Origin of the sequence: Mobilicoccus sp. (assembly GCF_032060985.1) — a bacterium.
GTDB lineage: Bacteria > Actinomycetota > Actinomycetes > Actinomycetales > Dermatophilaceae > Mobilicoccus.
In genome coordinates, this window is sequence record NZ_DAMBGD010000002.1 from 243,235 (window position 1) to 260,266 (window position 17,032).

The following is a 17,032-nucleotide window of genomic DNA, read 5'->3' on the forward strand; positions in this document are numbered from 1 at the left end:
GAGTGGTTCACTCCCGTGACCATGAACGTGAGTGGGAGTGAGCCGCGGGTGCGGCCGGGACCATTCGCGCGTCGGTGGGCAGGGAGTGGTTCACTCCCGCGACCGTGAACGCGAGTGGGAGTGAGCCACGCGTGCGGCCGAAGCTCTCCACGGCTGCGGGGAGGTGAGGACGCTGTTCGGGCGTATCGCGGCAGGGCGCCGGCACACGGTGGCGGTGACGTCGGCGGGAACAGTGGTCACGGCCGGGATACCCGGCGAGCCCGAGTGCCGTGTTCAGGAGTGGCGTGACATCGTCGCGGTGGCCGCGGGCAGCGTGCACGCGGCGAGGAACACCGGCCGTTCGCACACGCTGGGGCTGCGCGCAGACGGCAGCGTCGTCGCGGCCGGGTGGAACGGTGCCGGGCAGTGCGAGGTGGACGAGTGGGCCGCGGTCGTCGCTGTCGCCGCGGGGTGGCGGCGGAGCCTGGGCGCTCGAGCGGACGGGACCGTGCTTGCCGCGGGTCGGAGCTCGGAGGGCGCCTGCGACGTGAGCGCGTGGCGGGAGATCGTCGCGGTGTCGGCGGGGGACTGGCACTCCGTCGGGCTGCGCGCGGACGGCGCAGTCGTGACCGCCGGGCTGGGGAGTCGTGGGCAGTGCGATGTCGGGGGCTGGCGTGACGTCCGGGGGATCTCGGCCGGATACCTGCACACGGTCGCGGTCACGGCGAACGGGCGGGTGTGCGCGGCCGGCGACGGTCGCTCCGGCGCGACGCAGGTGGGCCGTTGGCGCGACATCATCGGGGTGGCCGCGGGCAGCCACCACACGCTCGGGCTCGATGGTCATGGCCGCGTCATGGCCGCGGGAAGCGACGAGCACGGACAGTGCGACGTCTCGTCGTGGCGTGACGTCGTCGCGGTCGCGGCCGGTTCGCGTCACAGCGTCGGGGTCCGCGCCGACGGCACCGTCCTCGCCACGGGTGGCGACGAAGGGCAGTGCGACGTCACCTCGTGGTGCCTGAGCCGCATCTGAGGGCGTAAGTCACGTGGCGCCCGGGGAAGGAAGCCACGGGCGATGAGGCGACGAGGAGGCGCGACGATGGCCGGGGCTCGCCGCGGGGTGGGCACGGCCGGAGGAGGAACGGTGTTCGGAGGACGACAGCCGGAGCGCCTCGCCCGGGTGGAGGCACGGATCCCCAGCCGGGACACCGTGCTGCGCCGATGTCCCGGTGGACGCACGCCACGAGGCGCAGCCGGGAGGACACGCGGTCGTCGGTCTCGGGGTGGGCCCTGCACGAACCCTCGGTCAGGTCAGGCCCGCCACCACCTGCCGGGCGAGTTCGTAGGTGGCGTGGTCGAAGAGGACCAGGGTCGACGTGGTGACCTGGGTGGGGGTGTCGCGCAGGGTCGTCACGGCGAGGCGCACGGCGTCGTCCTTCGGCCAGCGGTACACGCCGGCGGACACGAGTGGGAACGCGACCGTCCTCGCACCGATCTCATCGGCGACGCGCAGGCTGGTGCGGTAGCAGGACCGCAGGAGGTCGGACCTGTCCTCGGTCTTCGCCCAGGTGGGTCCGACGGTGTGGATGACGTGCCGCGCGGGCAGGTCGCCCCCGGTCGTCACGACGGCCTCCCCGGTGGGCAGACCCTCGGGCCACTCCTCCTGCCGGATGAGCCGACACTCGGCGAGGATCGCCGGCCCGCCGGCCCGGTGGATGGCACCGTCGACGCCCCCGCCTCCGAGCAGGGAGTGATTGGCGGCGTTGACGATCGCGTCCACGTCGTAGGTCGTGATGTCACCCTGCGCGAGCACGATGTCCATGGGGTCCTGCCGATCCTGGGGTCGAGGGCGAGGGGGTTGTGCGCCGTCGTCGTCCGTCGCGCGGACCGAACGTCCGAACTCGCACCCTAGACGCCCGACGAGGACACCGGGAGGGGCCTGCCTGTCGGAGTCGGCTCCGCGCACCCTGCCGGGGTGGAGACGACAGTCGTCCCCACCCCGGCGCGGAGTGATCCGGGCGGACCCGGCTCGATCAGCTGCGGCCGTTGACGGCCTTGGTGCTGGTGGCGAGGGTGAGCACCGCGTGCGCGATCGCGTCGCTGTTGATCTCCAACGCCGTCTTGTCGATGTTCGTCAGGTCGTCCTGGGGCGTGTGGTAATTCGGGTCGTAGGTCTCCCCGACCGTGCCGCCGAACAGGGCCTTCTCCTCGGCGCTCTTCTTGCCGTCGGCACCGGTGAACAGGCCGGAGGCGGGAACGCCGTTGACGATGAACGCCTGGTAGTCGGAGCGCCCCGAGAACTCGGTGTCGACCCACGGCTGCTTGACGGCGTGGAAGTAGTCGGTGAAGACCTTCTCGGTCGCGACGGAGCCCGGCGGGACCGGCACGGGCGCCTTGTAGGTCGACTGGTCGGCGTCGTAGACGCCGATGATGTAGTTCGGGGAACCGACCATGTCGAAGTTGAGGTAGGTCGCGATCTTCTTCAGCTGGTCGGGCTTGGTGGCGACGAGGTCGTTCACATAGTGGGTCGAGCCGAGCAGACCGATCTCCTCCGCACCCCACCAGGCGAAACGCACCTTGTTCGGCATGCGCTTGAGGTTGCCCTGGATGTTGCTCTGCTTGTTGAGTTCCCGGGCGACCTCGAGGATCGCCGCCGAGCCGGAGCCGTTGTCGTTGATGCCGGGGCCGCCGGTCACCGAGTCGAGGTGCGCGCCCACCATGACGACGTTGTCGGAGCTGCCCCACGGGGTCTCCGCGATGATGTTGAAGGTCTTGCGCTGCTCCATGATCTTGTCGAGCACGAACGTCATCCTGACGGGACCGGCCTTGGTGGCGGCGAGCAGGGATTCTCCTTCGGCCTTCGTGATGCCGGTGGTGGGCACGTAGTCGGGGGCGGGGCCGCCGAGGGTGCCGCTCAGCGCGTCGTCGGTGCTGTTGTAGATGATCGCGGCGGAGGCGCCGGCGGCCTTGGCCATCTGCGACTTGACGGCGAAGGAGCACGTGCCGCGCTGGACGAGCGCGATCTTGCCGGTGGCCTGGACCCCCTGCCAGGCGGCGGCGTCGCAGCCGGTGGCGACGGCGGGGACGACGAGGTCGGCCGTGATGCCACCGACCGGCGCGCCGGGACTGTAGGACATCGGGTTGTGCTCGACGCTGCGCTGCTGCGGGCTGACCTGCGTGAGGCTCGTCCTGGTGACCTGTTCGAAGCGGAACTCGAAGTACTGCCGGGTGGGCTTGTACCCGGCGTTCTTCAGCTCCTTCTCGACGTAGGCGGCGGTGGCCTCGTACCCGGGGGTGCCGGCGGCGCGGTTGCCGCCGTTCGCCTTCGCGAGGTCCTCGAACCGCCGGAGGTGCGCCATCACGGAGTCGGCGCTGACCTGGCGGCGCAGCTTGGCCGAGCGTTGCAGGTCGTCCTTGCCGGGGGGCTCGCGGGTCGTCGCGGTGGTGACCGCGGAGCTGGTGGACGTCGAGACGGCCGGGGCGGCCGTCGCCGCTGCGACGCCGGTGAAGGACAGGCCGGTGACGACCAGGGCACGGTGGTGGTACGGCGGGGGTTCCTCACGCGCTTCTCCTGACTCTGGGCCGCGGTTGCGGCTCGGTGTCAGGCACCGTAGGGGGATTCGTCACCGTGGCGATAGACAGGTGGGGAGATGCGGTCCTGGTCGATACCGAGTCGTGACCTTGTGATCCACGTCTCAGTTGTGGTCTCGAAGCACGTTGCCTCCGCGACGAGACGGCGCTGCACCTGGGTGTCGCCCGTCTCAGCGGACAGAAGTGGGGAACGTGTCGCCGACGACGGTGAGGGTCGGCGTCCTCTCCCCGGGCCGAGGTCCGGCGCGCTGATGGGGAGCTCGTGGGCGCGGGCGTGAACCCCTCTGGGGTCATGATGGATTCGCGGACCTGCGCGCGCCGGGGTGGGTGGTGTCGCCGGTCCGATGTCGGCCCGCATGTCCATGCCGCCTCCGGCGGTGACCCGAGAGGACAGACCGATGACCCATGACTCCGACATCTCACGCCGTGCGCTCCTGGCCGGTGCGGCCGGTGCCGCCCTCACCGTGGGCGCCGCGAACCCGGCCTCGGCGGCCCCGGGCCCGGCCCGCCGTCATCTCCCGCGGCCCGGTGGCACCGGCATCGTTCCCGGTGTCACCGCGTTCGTGCAGGTGTCCGTGGCGACGGCGTGGAGCGAACCACGTCTCGCGAGGCCGCTCGACCGCCCGTCCCTCACGAACCCCGTCGACCTCGACGCCTGGAACGCGGCGATGCCCGACACCGCCACCCGCGCGTGGTTGAGCGAGGGCAGCAAGCTCGAGACCCAGGCGATGTTCGGGCGTCGGGTGATCGTCGACCGCATCGACGGCGACTGGGCCAGGATCCTCGTCGTGGACCAGCCCACCCCGCGCGACCCTCGCGGGTACCCGGGGTGGGTCCCGGTGTGCCAGCTCGTCGCCGACGAGCGATTCGCGCAGCTCACGTCCTCGACGTTTACGGCGATCGTCAGGGCTTCACGCGCCCGGCTGTACGGCACGCCGCTGGGCGGCCGGCGCGGACTCCCGGTCTCGCTCGACACCGCACTCCCGGTGCTCGGCGCCGGGCACGGTGTCGTCCGGGTGGCGATCCCCGGAGGCGGGTGGGCCCTCGTGCGTCGGCGGGACGTCGCCCTCCGCGCCCCGGGCCGGAAGCCCCCGACGCCGACCGTCGAGGACGTCATCGCCACGGGGCTGCGATTCCTCGGGCTCCGCTACCTCTGGGCGGGCGTGAGCGCGTGGGGCTTCGACTGCTCCGGCTTCACCTCGACGATCTTCCACCACCACGGCATCACGCTGCCGCGCGACTCCGGTCCGCAGCTCAACGCCTCGGGATTCCCCAAGGTCGAGCGCTCCGACCTGCGCCGCGGCGATCTCGTCTTCTTCGCGTCCACGCCCGGTGGCAGCCGCATCCGGCACGTCGCCGTGTATCTCGGCGACGACATGATCCTCCAGTCGCCGAACTCCGCCCGCAGTGTCGAGGTGATGTCGCTGAGCGAGTACGACACCAAGGGTGAGTACGCCGGCGCCGTCCGCGTCATCCCCTGACGCCGAGGATGCAGCCGACGATGTGGTGAGGAGGTCGTCATGACAGCCCCCTCACCACATCGTCGGCTGCGATCTCGTGGTCGGGTCGAGTCGGGAGGGTCGAGGCGGCACCTGTGGTGCGGACGGCCGTAGTCTGGGCGCACCAACCGGGTCGATCGAAGGAGCGGATGATGGCGGAGCAGTCCTCGGTGCGGGCGACGGTGCAGGGCTACTACGACGCGCTCGATCGCGACGACATCGACGCGGCACTCGACTACTTCGGCGGCGAGATCCTCTACCGCCGCCCCGGTTACCCGCCGATCACCGGTCTCGAGGGCCTCCGCGACTACTACACCCGCGGCCGCAAGCTCGCCTCCGGGCGGCACGTCATCCGCGAGGTGGTCATCGACGGCACCTCCGCCGCGGCGCACGGCACCTTCGAGGGCGAACTCAAGGAGGGCGGCCGCACGACCATGGGGTTCGCCGCGTTCTTCCGGTTCGACAACGCCCGGGACCGCATCGTCGAGCACACGACGTACTTCTTCACCCCCGCCGTCTGAGCCCGTCCGAGGCCACGACGATGAGCGCGCCGCCGCTTCCTCGACCGATCTCGGAGCCGGAGGTCGCCGCCTGGCGCGGCACCGTGCGCACGGGCGCGGCAGCGGCGCTCGGGTCGGTCGCGCTCATCGTCGTCCAGCTCGTCGTCTTCGCGGTGTGGCCCCCGCCCCACACCGCCCCCGAGGTGCTCGACCTCATGGCCCGGGAGCCGCTGCTCGGACTCGTCTCGCTCGATGCCCTGTACGTCGTCAACAACGTGTTCGTGCTGCTGCTCTACGTCGCCCTCGCGATCTGCCTGTGGCGCGAGCACCGAGGTGTCGTGACCATCGCGCTCGTGCTGGGCGTACTCCAGATGGCGTCGTACATGGCGTCCAACCCCGCGGTCGAACTCCTCCACCTCGCGGGACGGTACGCGGACGCCACCGGCCAGGATCGCCTCGTCCTCCTCGCTGCGGGCGAGGCGCAGCTCGCGGCGTGGAAGGGGACGGCCTTCCTCGTCTACTACGAACTCGGCGCGATCGTGCTGCTGCTGTTCGCGTCCGCGCTGCTGCGCTCGTCGCTGTTCTCTCGCGCGACCGGGGTGTGGGCGCTCGCCTCCGGGGTGCTCATGCTCGTGCCGTCGACGGTGGCCGGCCCCGTCGGACTCGCCTTCGGGGTCGGCTCGCTCGTGCCCTGGTCGGTGATGTGCCTGCTCCTCGCCCGGCGGTTGGGCGTGCTGTCCCGATCGACCTGAGTGACCTCAGGCCGGTGCGATGACGGCGTGGCCGGGTCGCTCGTGGGGGCCGCGCATCGCTTCGGGGATGTAGCCGCAGGTGGGGTCCGAGCCGAGGATGTCGCCGGTGACGGCGTAGGCGTGCGAGCGCGATCCGCCGCAGACCTGGTTGAACTCGCAGACGCCGCACTTGCCGTGGTACCCGTCGGGGCGGCGCAGCGAGCGCAGGAGGTCGGACTCCCGGTAGATGCGGGTGAAGCCCAGATCCTTGACGTTGCCGCAGTGCTGGGGGAAGAAGCCGCTGGGGTAGACGTTGCCGCGGTGGTCGACGAACGCGAACCCGCGGCCGGAGTTGATGTCGATCGGCGGACGCGGTGGCCGCTTGGGTCGGGCGTGACCCTCCTGGGCGCGCTCGGCGAGCATCCGCTCCGTCCCGGCCGTGAGCTGTGCATACGTGTCGCCGCGGTGCTCGAGCTCGCGGGGGTCGCGGCCCTCGGCGCTCGCCCGGGCCCGTTGGGTGAGCACCCGGCGGTACTGCGGGGCCTCGGTGGTCTTGACGGCGATCATGTCGGAGATGTCGGCCATCCAGTGCAGGACGTCCTCGATCTGCGGCGGATCGAGGGTCTGCAGGCGCTGCCCTCGGCCGGTCGGGACGAGGAAGAACAGGCTCCACAGGGAGGCGTCGACCTCGAGCATGAGCCGCAGGACGTCGGGCAGCTGCGTGACCGTGTCACGGGTCACCGTGGTGTTGACCTGCAGCCGCACCTTGTCCTCGCGCATCCAGTGCGCGGCCTGGATCGTCGCGTCGAACACCCCCGAGATCCCACGGAAGGCGTCGTGGGTCTCGGGGCGCGCGGCGTCGAGGGACAGCGACATCGAGTTGGCGCCCGCGGCGTGCATCTCGCGCACCGCCTCACGGGTGAGCTTGGGGGTCACCGACGGTGAGAGTGCCATGTGCAGCCCGAGCGAGGACCCGTAGGAGATGATCTCGTGCAGGTCGGGTCGCTCGAACGCGTCACCGCCGGTGAGGATGACGATCGGCAGCGGCCTGCCGAACGAGGCGATGTCGCGCAGGAGGGCCTTGCCCTGCGCGGTCGTGAGCTGCTCGGGGTGAGCGACGGGTTGGGAGTCGGCGCGACAGTGCTTGCACACGAGCTGGCAGGCGCGGGTGACCTCCCAGATGACGATCATCGGTCGGTCGTCGATGTCGTGCTTGAGGCGGCGGACGGCCCTCTCGGGTGCGGCGGTCATGCGGGCGTGTCTCCTTGCGCGGCGGTGCGGTCGGGCCGAGTGGACGGGATGGAGCGGTCGAGCTCGGCGAGCTGGTCGAGCAGGGTGTCCGCGGCGCGGGCCGCGGCGGTGAGGCACGAGGCGATGCCGACGCCGTCGTAGGACGACCCGGTGATCGTGAGGCCGGCGGGCAGCGCGGCGCGAGCGGTGGTCATGCGGTCGGGGTGACCGACGGTGAGCTGCGGCATCGCGTCGGGCCACCGCTGCACGTGCACGTGACGGGGCGCGACGTCGAGGCCGATGAACGTGCGCAGGTCGCGCCGCACGCGGGCGAGGAGTTCGTCGTCGTCGAGTCCGGCGAGGCGGGCGTCGCCGGCGCGACCCGCCGACAGACGGGCGAAGTACCACTCCGGGTGGTCGAGCTGCGGCCACTTGGTCGTGAGGAACGTCGCCGCCTTGAGCAGCGACCCCACGCTCGAGGGCACGAGCACCCCGGTGCCGCGGAACGCGGGCAGGGCGTCGACGACCCGGCGCGGATAGGCGAGGACGATCGTCGCGACCGATGCCCGGTCGGTCTGCGTGAGGGGGGACGCGGCCGCCGGGGCGAGGTGACGGAGAAGCCGGGCGGCCACGTCGCCGGGGGTCGCGAGGACGATGCCGTCGACGTCGAGGGTGCGCGGGGTCGGGCCGCCGACGACGAGGTGGTAGCGATGGACCGCACCCGGTTCCGCGGCGGTGACGGACTCGACCGGCGCGTTCGTCGCGACGTCCAGCCCGTCGGCGAGGGCGTCGACGACACGCTGCAGCCCCGCGCTCCAGGAGACGAACGACATCGGCGGGGCCGCGGCCACCCCCGGCTTCGGGCGCGGCGAGGGTCGCCGACCGCGGACGAGCGACCGGCCCGTCGTGGCGGCGGGGACGAGCGAGGGCGCCGTCGCGCGCAGGCTCAACGCGCGCACGTCACCGGCGTGGAGGCTTCCGAGGAGGGGGTCGACGAACCGGTCGACGACCTGGGCGCCGAACCGCGACCCGACGAACTCCCCGACCGAGCGGTCGTGACCGGGGGAGAGGTCGGTCGTGCCGGCGGTGCGGGCGAGGACCGGTTCGAGCCCGGCGCGCACGAGCCCCGGTACCGTCATGACCCCGCTGCGCAGGACGGGTCGCAGGCGCGTGGGCCCGGCGGGCCCCACGCCGGCCGGCAGCCGGCGCAGCCCCTTGGGCGTGACGATCCACGACGCCCCGGGGCGGGCCGTCACCATGTCCTCGCGAAGGTCGAGCGCATCGAGGAGCTCGGCGACACCGGGCGCGCCGAGGTGCATCGCCTCCGCACCCGCGTCGACGGGGACACCGGCGACCTCGACGGTGCGGATCTGTCCACCGAGCCGCGGGGAGGACTCGAGGACGGTGACCTCCGCCCCGGCCTCGGCGAGGCGTCGCGCGGCGCGCAGGCCGCTCACCCCGCCGCCCACCACGGCGACGCGGCACCGCCCGCCCGACTCGACTTCCGACACCGCAGTCCTCCTCGTTCAGGGAGTTCAGCGTATCCCCGGCCACCGACGACCCATCGGGGGTCCCGGAGCCGACCCCACCCAGACCTCAGGGGTGTGCCGACGCGCAGGCGTCCGTGCCGGGGCCGGAGGTTGCCGCTGCGTACGGCACTCTTGTGGAGAGGGGTCGAACACTCGGGGCCACGTCGGCTCCGCGGGTCCCGGACGAGGGGTGGAGGCACGCAGGGATGAGCGGGTGGGGAACCGGTCGGGTCGGCCGGGTGTTGGTCGCGCTGGGCGGGCTGGCGGTGGCGGCGTGCGTCGTCCTCGTCGTGTGGACCCACCTCGGGCAGCGCGCCGACGAGCGAAGTCGGTGGTCGGTGGCCGTGCCCTGGCGCACGTCCCGGATCCTCGAGGAGTGGCTGGGCCTCGTGAGCGTCGAGTTCATCGCGGTCGTCCTCGTCATCGCCGTGCTCCTCGCCCTCGCCCGCCGACGCACGTCCCGCGGGCTCGCCGCGATCGTCCTCGTCGCGGGCGCGAACGTCGCCACCCAGATCCTCAAGGCGGGCCTGCCCCGCCCCGACCACGGCATCGGCTCGGAGAACACCCTGCCGAGCGGTCACGTCACCGTCGTCACCTCGCTCGTCCTCGCGGCACTGTTCGTCGTCCCGGCCCGATGGCGGCGCGTGGTCGCCCTCCTGGCCGCCGGGGCGGGGACCCTCACCGGCGCGGCCGTCCTCCTCCAGCGCTGGCACCGACCCAGCGACGTCATCGCCGCCTACGGCGTGTGCGCGGTGTTCGCGGGCCTCGGACTGCTGCTCGCCGACCGCACGTCCCGCCGGGTCGACGCCGCCTGGACCGGACCGATCCGCGTGGAGTCCCCGACCGGGTCGGTCCTGCGCCGCCACGCCCTGCCGGCGTTCGCCGGCGCGCTGCTCGCCGGGGTGTTCCTGCTCCTCGCGGGGATGGTGACTCACGGCGAGACCTCGAACGTCGTCGTCGGCGCAGTCGTGCTCGGGGCGATGGGCGTCGTGTGTGCGACCCTCGTCGCCCTCGTCTCCGCGGGGCTCGACGCCCTGCCGGCCCCGCCCGCCGTGTCCGAAAAGAACCGTGCCCGGCCGCCGTTAGGCTGACGCCGTGCCCCGGAGAACAGCCGCCCCCCGTACGCCCCTCGCCGTGCTCGCCGGCAAGGCGGCCCGCGTGGCCGCACGCCTACGGGGTGGTGGCGGTTCGGCGATGCCCGGGCTCCTCGCCGAACGCATCGACCCGCGGTTCCTCGCGACGGCGCTGCGTGACGTGCCGCACGTCGTCGTCGTCACCGGCACGAACGGCAAGACGACGACGACCCGCATGCTCGCCGCCATCCTTCGCGCGCACGGACTGGCGGTGTTCAGCAACCCGACCGGGAGCAACTTCACTCGCGGGGTCATCTCCTCGATGCTCGGCGAGGTGGGGTTGAACGGCCGGTTGAGTGCCGACGCGGCCGTCCTGGAACTCGACGAGGCGCACGCGCTGCACTTCGCGAAGGTCGTCGCTCCGACCCACGCGCTGTTGCTCAACGTGGCCCGCGACCAGCTCGACCGCTTCGCCGAGATCGACTTCACCGCCGACCTCCTCCGCAGGCTCGGCGTCCAGGCCACCCGGGGGGTCGTCGTCAACCGTGACGACCCGTTCGTCGCCAAGCACGCCCGCCAGATGACCGCTCCCGTCACGTACTTCGGGTTGCACGACGCGATCGCCGATCGCCTGCCCGAACTCCGGGAGGCCGACGTCGACGCGACGGTCTTCGAGCCGCCGCCGCCCACGGGGGCCGACGGACTGCTGCGTCCGGTGCCCGGTGAGGGGGAGGAGTTCGTCGTCGAGTTCGGTGCCGGTCCGCACGTGGGCCCGGTGCACCTGCGCCAGCGGGGACTCGCCGCCATGATCAACGCGACCGCCGCGAGCACCACCGCGCGGGTGGTCCTCGGGGACGCGTTCGACCCGGCCACGACGGCCACCTCGCTCGCGCAGCTCGCGCCTCCGTTCGGTCGAGGTGAGGTCGTCGACCTCGGCGACGGACGCACGCTCGAACTCGTCCTCGTGAAGAACCCGGCCGGGTTCACGGTCGCGCTCGGCACCTACGGCGGCCGCCCCGCCGCCACGATGATCGCGATCAACGACAACACCGCCGACGGACGCGACGTGAGCTGGCTCTACGACGTATCGTTCGCCTCGCTGCGCGAGCGCGGCGTCGCGCTCACCAGCGGGATCCGCGCCTACGACATGGCGTTGCGCCTCGAGTACGACGGGGTCGCCACCGAGGCGGTGATCCCCGACCTCGACGAGGCGCTCGACGCGTTCCTCGCCTGCCGGCCGGGCGAACCGCTGCGGCTGTTCTGCACCTACACCGCGATGATGCACCTGCGTCGGGTGCTCGCCGCCCGCTACGACCTGTCCGCGTTCGGCGAGGAGGGCCAGTGAGCACGCACGCCCCGCACCCCACCCCGGGAGCCGACGGACCCGGTTCCCGCGACCTCGTCGACGTGCCGATCGACGACCCGACCGGCGCTGGCCCTGCGGTCGGCGCGCGCAAGGGCACGGTGACGATCGTCCACCTGTATCCGCGGGAGATGAGCATCTACGGCGACCGCGGCAACACCCGTGCGCTCGCGATGCGGGCCCGTCGTCACGGGTACGACGCGGTCGTCGTCGAGCACCATCCGGGCAGCACGCTGCCGTCGGACGTCGACGTCGTCCTCGGCGGCGGCGGGCAGGACTCCGGGCAGGACCGGGTGCGTGAGGACCTCGCCGCCATCGGCCCCACCCTCGCCGCGCTCGCCCGCGACGGGGTGCCGATGTTGATGATCTGCGGGATGTACCAGCTCTTCGGCCACGATTTCCGCACGCACACGGGGCGGGTCATCCCGGGCTTGTCGATCCTCGACGTCACGACGCGCGGCAACGACGTCCGGATGATCGGGCCGGTCCTGCTCCGGACGGAGTTCGGCGACATCGTCGGGTACGAGAACCACTCGGGCTCCACCGAACGCGGCGAGGGGCAGGAGCCCCTCGGCACCCTCGGCTACGGCCGGGGCAACAACGGGCGCGACGGCACCGAGGGCGCCGTGCGCGACCACGTCTACGGCACCTACCTCCACGGACCGGTGCTCCCCGCCAACCCGGCGTTCATCGACCGGCTGCTGCGGCAGTCGTTCGGGCGCACGGGAGCGGACTTCGAACCCGCGGTCATCGACGACACCCTCGCCGACCAGGCCCGACTGCGCCAGGTCGAGCGCCTCCGCACCGCGGCGGCGGAGGGCCGGGAGGTCTGAACCGCCACCGCCCACCCCGGTCGCCGGGGTGGGCGGTCGCGGGGCGGGCGGTCGACGCGAGTGCGGGACCCGAGCGGCCTCGGGGAGCGGTGGGCGTCAGGCGCGGTCGCGGTGCCGGCGGGAGAGGGGGCCGGCGAGGAGTCCCACGAGCCCGAGCAGGACGCACGCGGCCCCGATGACGAGCAACCACGTGCTCCAGCCGAGATGGGGAAGCCACGGGGTGCCCGTGACCGCCGGCCCGGCGGTGAAGATCGCGACCAGGAGCGCGAGGACCCCGAGCAGCAGACGCCCGGTCTGCACCTGGCGGACTCCGCTGCGGCCCTCGTCCCGGGGGGCGGGGCCCGGTGCGGTCGTGGAGCCGTGCGACACCTCCGGGGTCGTCGGGACATGAGGTGGCCGAGGCGGCACGGGGGAGGGCGACGCGGGGGAGGCCGAGCCGGGCGGCGTCGATCCCGGACGTCCCGGGTCGCCGGTGGGAGAGTCGGCTCCCACGGCCGGCCCGGTCGGGGGGGACCACGTCACGTCGTCCCAGGAGGGCTCGCGCCGGGGGTCGGACGGGGGCGGGAACGGCGAGCTCATCACAGGACTCCCGTCACGTCGGTGGCCGGAACACCGGCCGCGGTGGGGGCAGGGGTGTCGGCGACCTCGATGACGACGTCCCCGAGGCCGCCGCGCAGGTCGAGGTCGTAGGCCTGCGGTCCGCTGCCGACGGTGAAGGTCGTCTCCCGGTTGCGCGAGTCGTCCGCGTCACGCCGCGTGTCGCCTTCGACGACCACGTCGCCCAGGCCTCCACCGACCGTCACGCGGGCGCTCGCCTGCGCAGGCAGGACGACCGTGAGATCACCGATGCTCTGCGAGACCCGCACGTGGCGCACGCCGTCGACGGGCACCGCGCTGAGGTCGAGCTCGGCGTCACCGATGCCATGCCGGTACTCGTCAGGGATCTCGCTCGCCGAGGTCGGCGCCCACCGCACGTCACCGGTCCCCTCCCGCGGGGCTGTCGAGGCGGCGACGGAGGACAGGAGGCTGACGGCCATGACGAGGGTCGCGACGACGAGCAACGTCGGGCGGTACCGCGTGAAGGCTGTGGCGATGAGGGTGAGCCCCATGACGGCGAGCGGAGCGGCGAGCGCGATGACCCAGGGCCGCTCGATGGCGCCGGTGACGGCGAGGGAGCCGGCGGCGAGGTAGGCGAGCAGGGACAGCCCCGCGACGAGGAGTCCGAGCAGGAGATTCGTCCGTCGGTCGCGTCGCTGGTCGAGGGTGGTCGACGTGCGTCCCGGTGGCGTCATCACGCTGCTCGAGACGCTCCCACGCGTGTCCGCCTGCGGGGTCCGCGTCGTCGCGGGGTGTGGCCACGTCGAGGACTGCGCGACCCCCGACCGATCCGGGACGACGTCCTGGATCGGGATCGGGCGAAGGCCCTGACCCGCGGGCGGGGCCGTCTCGTGGGCGGAGGGGAACATCGGGGCGTCGGTCACGGGTGCGGTTCCGTCCCCGGATCGGTACTCGTCGGGCCGGGCCGTGGGGCCGGAGCCTGAGGGCCCGCCGGAGCCCTGGGCGTCGGGCCGGAGGGGGAGGGCGCCGCGGCGGACGAGCCACCAGACGAAGCCGCCGAGTGCGAGCGCATACACGACGGGGGGGACACCACCGTCGCCGTAGGGCGAGAGTGAGCCGATCGTGATGAGACCGGTGAAGACCAGCAGGGTGATCGCCGCGCCGTCCCCGCCGCGGAGCGCCCGGTCGAGGGCCACCGAGCCGTCCTCGGCGGGGAGGAGGAGCCAGCACCACAGGTAGAGCGCGATCCCCACCCCGCCGAACACCGTGAGCACGATGAACCCGGCCCGCACGAGTACCGGGTCGATGTTCCACCGGTCGGCGAGGCCGACGCTCACGCCGGCGACCCACCGGCGTTCCCGCCGCCGCCGCACACCCGTCTCCCGGCAGCGGGCGATCAGGCGGTCCAGCGCAGTGCCGGCGTCGGATCGCGGCGCTCCGCCGTGCGCGGAGGCCTGCGAGCCCGCGGGCTCCGGGTCCCGGTCCCTGCGGCCCGACTCACCGGGCGGTCGGGGAGGCTCCGTCGTGTCGTACCCCATCGTCGTACTCCCGTCTCGTGTGTATCGACTCGCCGCGTCGTCCTCCACCGGTGGGCCGGTCCGGCCTCCGCGGTTCGCTGATCGGGTCGTCTGTGTCGGCCGCCCGGCCACGGCCGAGACCCGCACCATGACCACGTCCGTCGTCCCGGCACCGTCGTGGGGCCGTGCTCCCATCCTCGGCTCGTGGGGTCGGGCGCGGTATGGGGATCGCCCCTGAGTCGCCCCTGGAAGGCTCGGGTTCCTCCCGGATTTCGGCGACGAGCCGTGACGGTGCAGCTCGGGGTGGGTGAGGATGGAGGGCATGACGACGCCCACCGCCCCCACCGGGCCGCACGTGCCCCCTGGGCCCGGTGCGCCCTCGGGGTCGCGACCGCCCGTGGCGTCCTCCCGACCGCCGGGGCCCACCCCCCCGGCAGGATCCTCCGACCTCGAGGCGCCGAGGGGCCACGAGGCGCCGCCGCCCCGCCTCGTGCGGGGTCGGGGAGTCCTGGCAGGGGTCGCCGACGGAGTCGCTGACCACCTCGACCTGCCGGTGAGCACCGTGCGGTGGGTCTTCGCCGGCGCCTCCCTCTTCGGCGGTCTCGGCGTCGTCGTCTACATCCTCCTCTGGCTCATGACGCCGCGCGGCGGTCGGAACACGGCCGCCCGCCGTCACCGCCTCTCACCGGCGGTGGCGCTGCTCGTCGTGGGGTCGGTGCTCCTGGCCGTCGGGGCGCTCCTCGCGGCAGGTCTGCTCGCCGGCGCCGCCGGTGCGCCGGTCCGGGGCGTGCCGGCAGGGATGGACGGTCTCCTCTCCGTGGGGAACCTGCTCCCGCTCCTCGCGGTCGGCGGTGGGGCGGTCATCGCCTGGTCCCAGCTCGACGAACGCAACGGCCGACGTCAGGGGGCGATCCGGGTCCTGCTCGGCGCGGTGCTGGCGGTCACCGGCGTCGCGGTGATCGTCGCCCGCGAGCAGGGCGGCCGCGTCCTCACCGACGTCGCGTTCGCGACCCTCGCGGTGCTCGCCGGGCTCGCGCTCGTGCTCGGACCCATCGTCATGCGGTTCTGGCAGCGGTTCCAGGACGAGCAGCGCACCCGCATCCGGGAGACCGAACGCGCCGACCTCGCGGCCCACCTGCACGACTCCGTCCTGCAGACCCTCGCCCTCATCCAACGCACCGAGGACCCGACCCGCGTCGTCGCGCTGGCCCGTGCCCAGGAGCGTGAGCTGCGGGAGTGGCTCTACGGTGCGGCGCCGGCCGCAGAGGCCACCCTGGGTGCGGCACTGAGCGAGACGGTCCACGAGATCGAGGACCTCCACGGCGTCCCGGTCGACCTCGTCGTCACGGGAACTCGTCCCCTCGACGACGACGGCACCGCACTCGTCGCCGCCACGCGTGAGGCGCTCGCCAACGCGGTGCGCCACGGCGCGCCTCCCGTCTCGGTGTTCGCCGAGATCGGCCGCGCCGGCGTCGAGGTGTTCGTCCGGGATCACGGCCGGGGTTTCGATCTCGACGCCGTCCCGCGCGATCGCCTGGGGGTGCGCGAGTCCCTGTTCGGACGCATGGAGCGGCACGGCGGCACGGCCCGCATCCGGCGACTCGACGAGGGCACCGAGGTGACGCTCACCCTGCCCACGGAGGCGCCGGAGGCCGCACCGCCGCCGACGCCCGCAGCGCCCGACACCCGCGGGACCCTCGACACCTGCGAGGTCCCCGACGACCCCGAGACCCCCGAGACGTCCGACACCTCCGAGACGCATGCCCGGCCCGACGCGGCCACCCCGACCGACGCGGGTGCCTCCGCAGGCGGGGTGACGTCGACCTCGACGCAGGGCGGGCCGACGACGACCCCGTCGCGCGATGGCGCGACGACGAAGGAGCAGCGATGACCGACGCCATGCAGACGAGGACCGGCCCGATCCGGGTGGTGCTCGTCGACGACCACCGCATGTTCCGCACGGGGGTGCGCAGCGAACTCGCCGAACTCACGGCTGCCGGCGGCGTCGCGATCGACGTCGTCGGTGAGGCGGCGAGCGTCGAGGAGGCCGTCGCGATCGTGCGCGACACCCGGCCCGACGTCGTCCTGCTCGACGTCCATCTGCCCGGTGGTCGGGGCCGCGGCGGCACCGACGTCCTGCTCGACTGCGCCGGGCTGACGACCGAGCCCGGCCCCCCGGTGCGGTTTCTCGCCCTGTCGGTCTCGGACGCCGCGGACGACGTCATCTCGGTCATCCGGGCCGGTGCCCGGGGGTACGTGACCAAGACGATCTCCCCCCGCGACCTGCTCGCCGCGATCCGCCGCGTCGCCGACGGCGATGCCGTGTTCTCCCCGCGCCTCGCCGGATTCGTCCTCGATGCCTTCGGTGCCGCGGCCGGTGAGGTGGCCGAGGTCGACGAGGAGCTCGACCGCCTCAGCGCGCGGGAGCGGGAGGTCATGCGGCTCATCGCCCGCGGGTACGCCTACAAGGAGGTGGCGAAGGAGCTGTTCATCTCGGTGAAGACCGTCGAGACCCACGTGAGCAGCGTGCTGCGCAAGCTCCAGCTCTCCAACCGCCACGAACTCACCGCCTGGGCCATGCACCGGCACCTGCTCTGACCGACCGGCCGAGCGATCACGCCCTGTGGCGCCG

The 17,032-nt window shown here is 73.1% G+C and carries 15 protein-coding genes; 9 read left to right on the forward strand and 6 right to left on the reverse strand.

The genetic code is table 11. From position 1 onward, the window contains the following. The first annotated feature begins 163 nt into the window (after positions 1-163). Positions 164-1,009, forward strand: coding sequence for a chromosome condensation regulator (locus RT054_RS02820; RefSeq protein WP_313022088.1), 846 nt, complete (start codon positions 164-166; stop codon positions 1,007-1,009). Positions 1,010-1,282: 273 nt separating this feature from the next. Here the strand turns inward: RT054_RS02820 and RT054_RS02825 are convergent, their stop codons facing one another. Both RT054_RS02825 and RT054_RS02830 read right to left on the reverse strand, forming a co-directional pair. After that, a complete protein-coding gene (locus tag RT054_RS02825; protein WP_313022089.1) occupies positions 1,283-1,798 on the reverse strand; it encodes an O-acetyl-ADP-ribose deacetylase in 516 nt (171 codons plus the stop codon). Positions 1,799-2,009: 211 nt separating this feature from the next. Next, positions 2,010-3,335, reverse strand: coding sequence for a M28 family metallopeptidase (locus RT054_RS02830; RefSeq protein WP_313022122.1), 1,326 nt, complete (start codon positions 3,333-3,335; stop codon positions 2,010-2,012). Between the two features lie 630 nt (positions 3,336-3,965). Between RT054_RS02830 and RT054_RS02835 the strand changes: the two genes are divergently transcribed. From RT054_RS02835 to RT054_RS02845, 3 genes are all read left to right on the forward strand, one after another. Then, positions 3,966-5,048 (forward strand): C40 family peptidase, encoded by a 1,083-nt coding sequence (locus RT054_RS02835; protein WP_313022090.1) that lies wholly within the window; start codon positions 3,966-3,968, stop codon positions 5,046-5,048. Positions 5,049-5,218: 170 nt separating this feature from the next. After that, entirely contained in the window at positions 5,219-5,587 is a 369-nt protein-coding gene (locus RT054_RS02840) for a nuclear transport factor 2 family protein (protein WP_313022091.1), read from the forward strand. Between the two features lie 20 nt (positions 5,588-5,607). Continuing rightward, a complete protein-coding gene (locus tag RT054_RS02845) occupies positions 5,608-6,318 on the forward strand; it encodes a hypothetical protein (protein WP_312718991.1) in 711 nt (236 codons plus the stop codon). A gap of 6 nt (positions 6,319-6,324) precedes the next feature. Here the strand turns inward: RT054_RS02845 and RT054_RS02850 are convergent, their stop codons facing one another. Both RT054_RS02850 and hemG read right to left on the reverse strand, forming a co-directional pair. Next, on the reverse strand, positions 6,325-7,548 hold the full coding sequence (locus RT054_RS02850; RefSeq protein ID WP_313022092.1) for a TIGR04053 family radical SAM/SPASM domain-containing protein: 1,224 nt from the start codon (positions 7,546-7,548) through the stop codon (positions 6,325-6,327). Continuing rightward, the gene (gene hemG, locus RT054_RS02855) at positions 7,545-9,038 is read right to left on the reverse strand and encodes a protoporphyrinogen oxidase (RefSeq protein ID WP_313022093.1); all 1,494 of its coding nucleotides are present in this window, start codon (positions 9,036-9,038) and stop codon (positions 7,545-7,547) included. Before hemG ends, RT054_RS02850 begins: the two co-directional genes overlap by 4 nt. Positions 9,039-9,262: 224 nt before the next feature. Between hemG and RT054_RS02860 the strand changes: the two genes are divergently transcribed. Genes RT054_RS02860 through RT054_RS02870 form a run of 3 tightly spaced genes read left to right on the forward strand, consistent with a single transcriptional unit; the run spans position 9,263 to position 12,325 of the window. Then, on the forward strand, positions 9,263-10,147 hold the full coding sequence (locus RT054_RS02860; protein WP_312718987.1) for a phosphatase PAP2 family protein: 885 nt from the start codon (positions 9,263-9,265) through the stop codon (positions 10,145-10,147). Between the two features lie 4 nt (positions 10,148-10,151). Further along, positions 10,152-11,474 (forward strand): MurT ligase domain-containing protein, encoded by a 1,323-nt coding sequence (locus tag RT054_RS02865; protein WP_313022094.1) that lies wholly within the window; start codon positions 10,152-10,154, stop codon positions 11,472-11,474. Next, positions 11,471-12,325: a cobalamin biosynthesis protein CobB gene (locus RT054_RS02870; RefSeq protein ID WP_313022095.1), complete on the forward strand. Its 855-nt coding sequence runs from the start codon at positions 11,471-11,473 to the stop codon at positions 12,323-12,325. Before RT054_RS02865 ends, RT054_RS02870 begins: the two co-directional genes overlap by 4 nt. Positions 12,326-12,421: 96 nt before the next feature. Here RT054_RS02870 and RT054_RS02875 read toward each other — a convergent pair whose 3' ends face one another. Both RT054_RS02875 and RT054_RS02880 read right to left on the reverse strand, forming a co-directional pair. Next, entirely contained in the window at positions 12,422-12,694 is a 273-nt protein-coding gene (locus tag RT054_RS02875; RefSeq protein ID WP_313022096.1) for a hypothetical protein, read from the reverse strand. A gap of 209 nt (positions 12,695-12,903) precedes the next feature. Further along, positions 12,904-14,724, reverse strand: coding sequence for a PspC domain-containing protein (locus tag RT054_RS02880; RefSeq protein ID WP_313022097.1), 1,821 nt, complete (start codon positions 14,722-14,724; stop codon positions 12,904-12,906). On the opposite strand from RT054_RS02880, the gene RT054_RS02885 reads away from it, so the two are divergent. Together RT054_RS02885 and RT054_RS02890 are read left to right on the forward strand one after the other, a co-directional pair. After that, on the forward strand, positions 14,723-16,291 hold the full coding sequence (locus RT054_RS02885) for a PspC domain-containing protein (RefSeq protein WP_313022098.1): 1,569 nt from the start codon (positions 14,723-14,725) through the stop codon (positions 16,289-16,291). The genes RT054_RS02880 and RT054_RS02885 overlap by 2 nt on opposite strands. Beyond that, complete coding sequence (locus RT054_RS02890) at positions 16,288-16,998, forward strand: response regulator transcription factor (RefSeq protein WP_313022099.1); 711 nt, start codon at positions 16,288-16,290, stop codon at positions 16,996-16,998. Before RT054_RS02885 ends, RT054_RS02890 begins: the two co-directional genes overlap by 4 nt. Positions 16,999-17,032 lie beyond the last annotated feature (34 nt).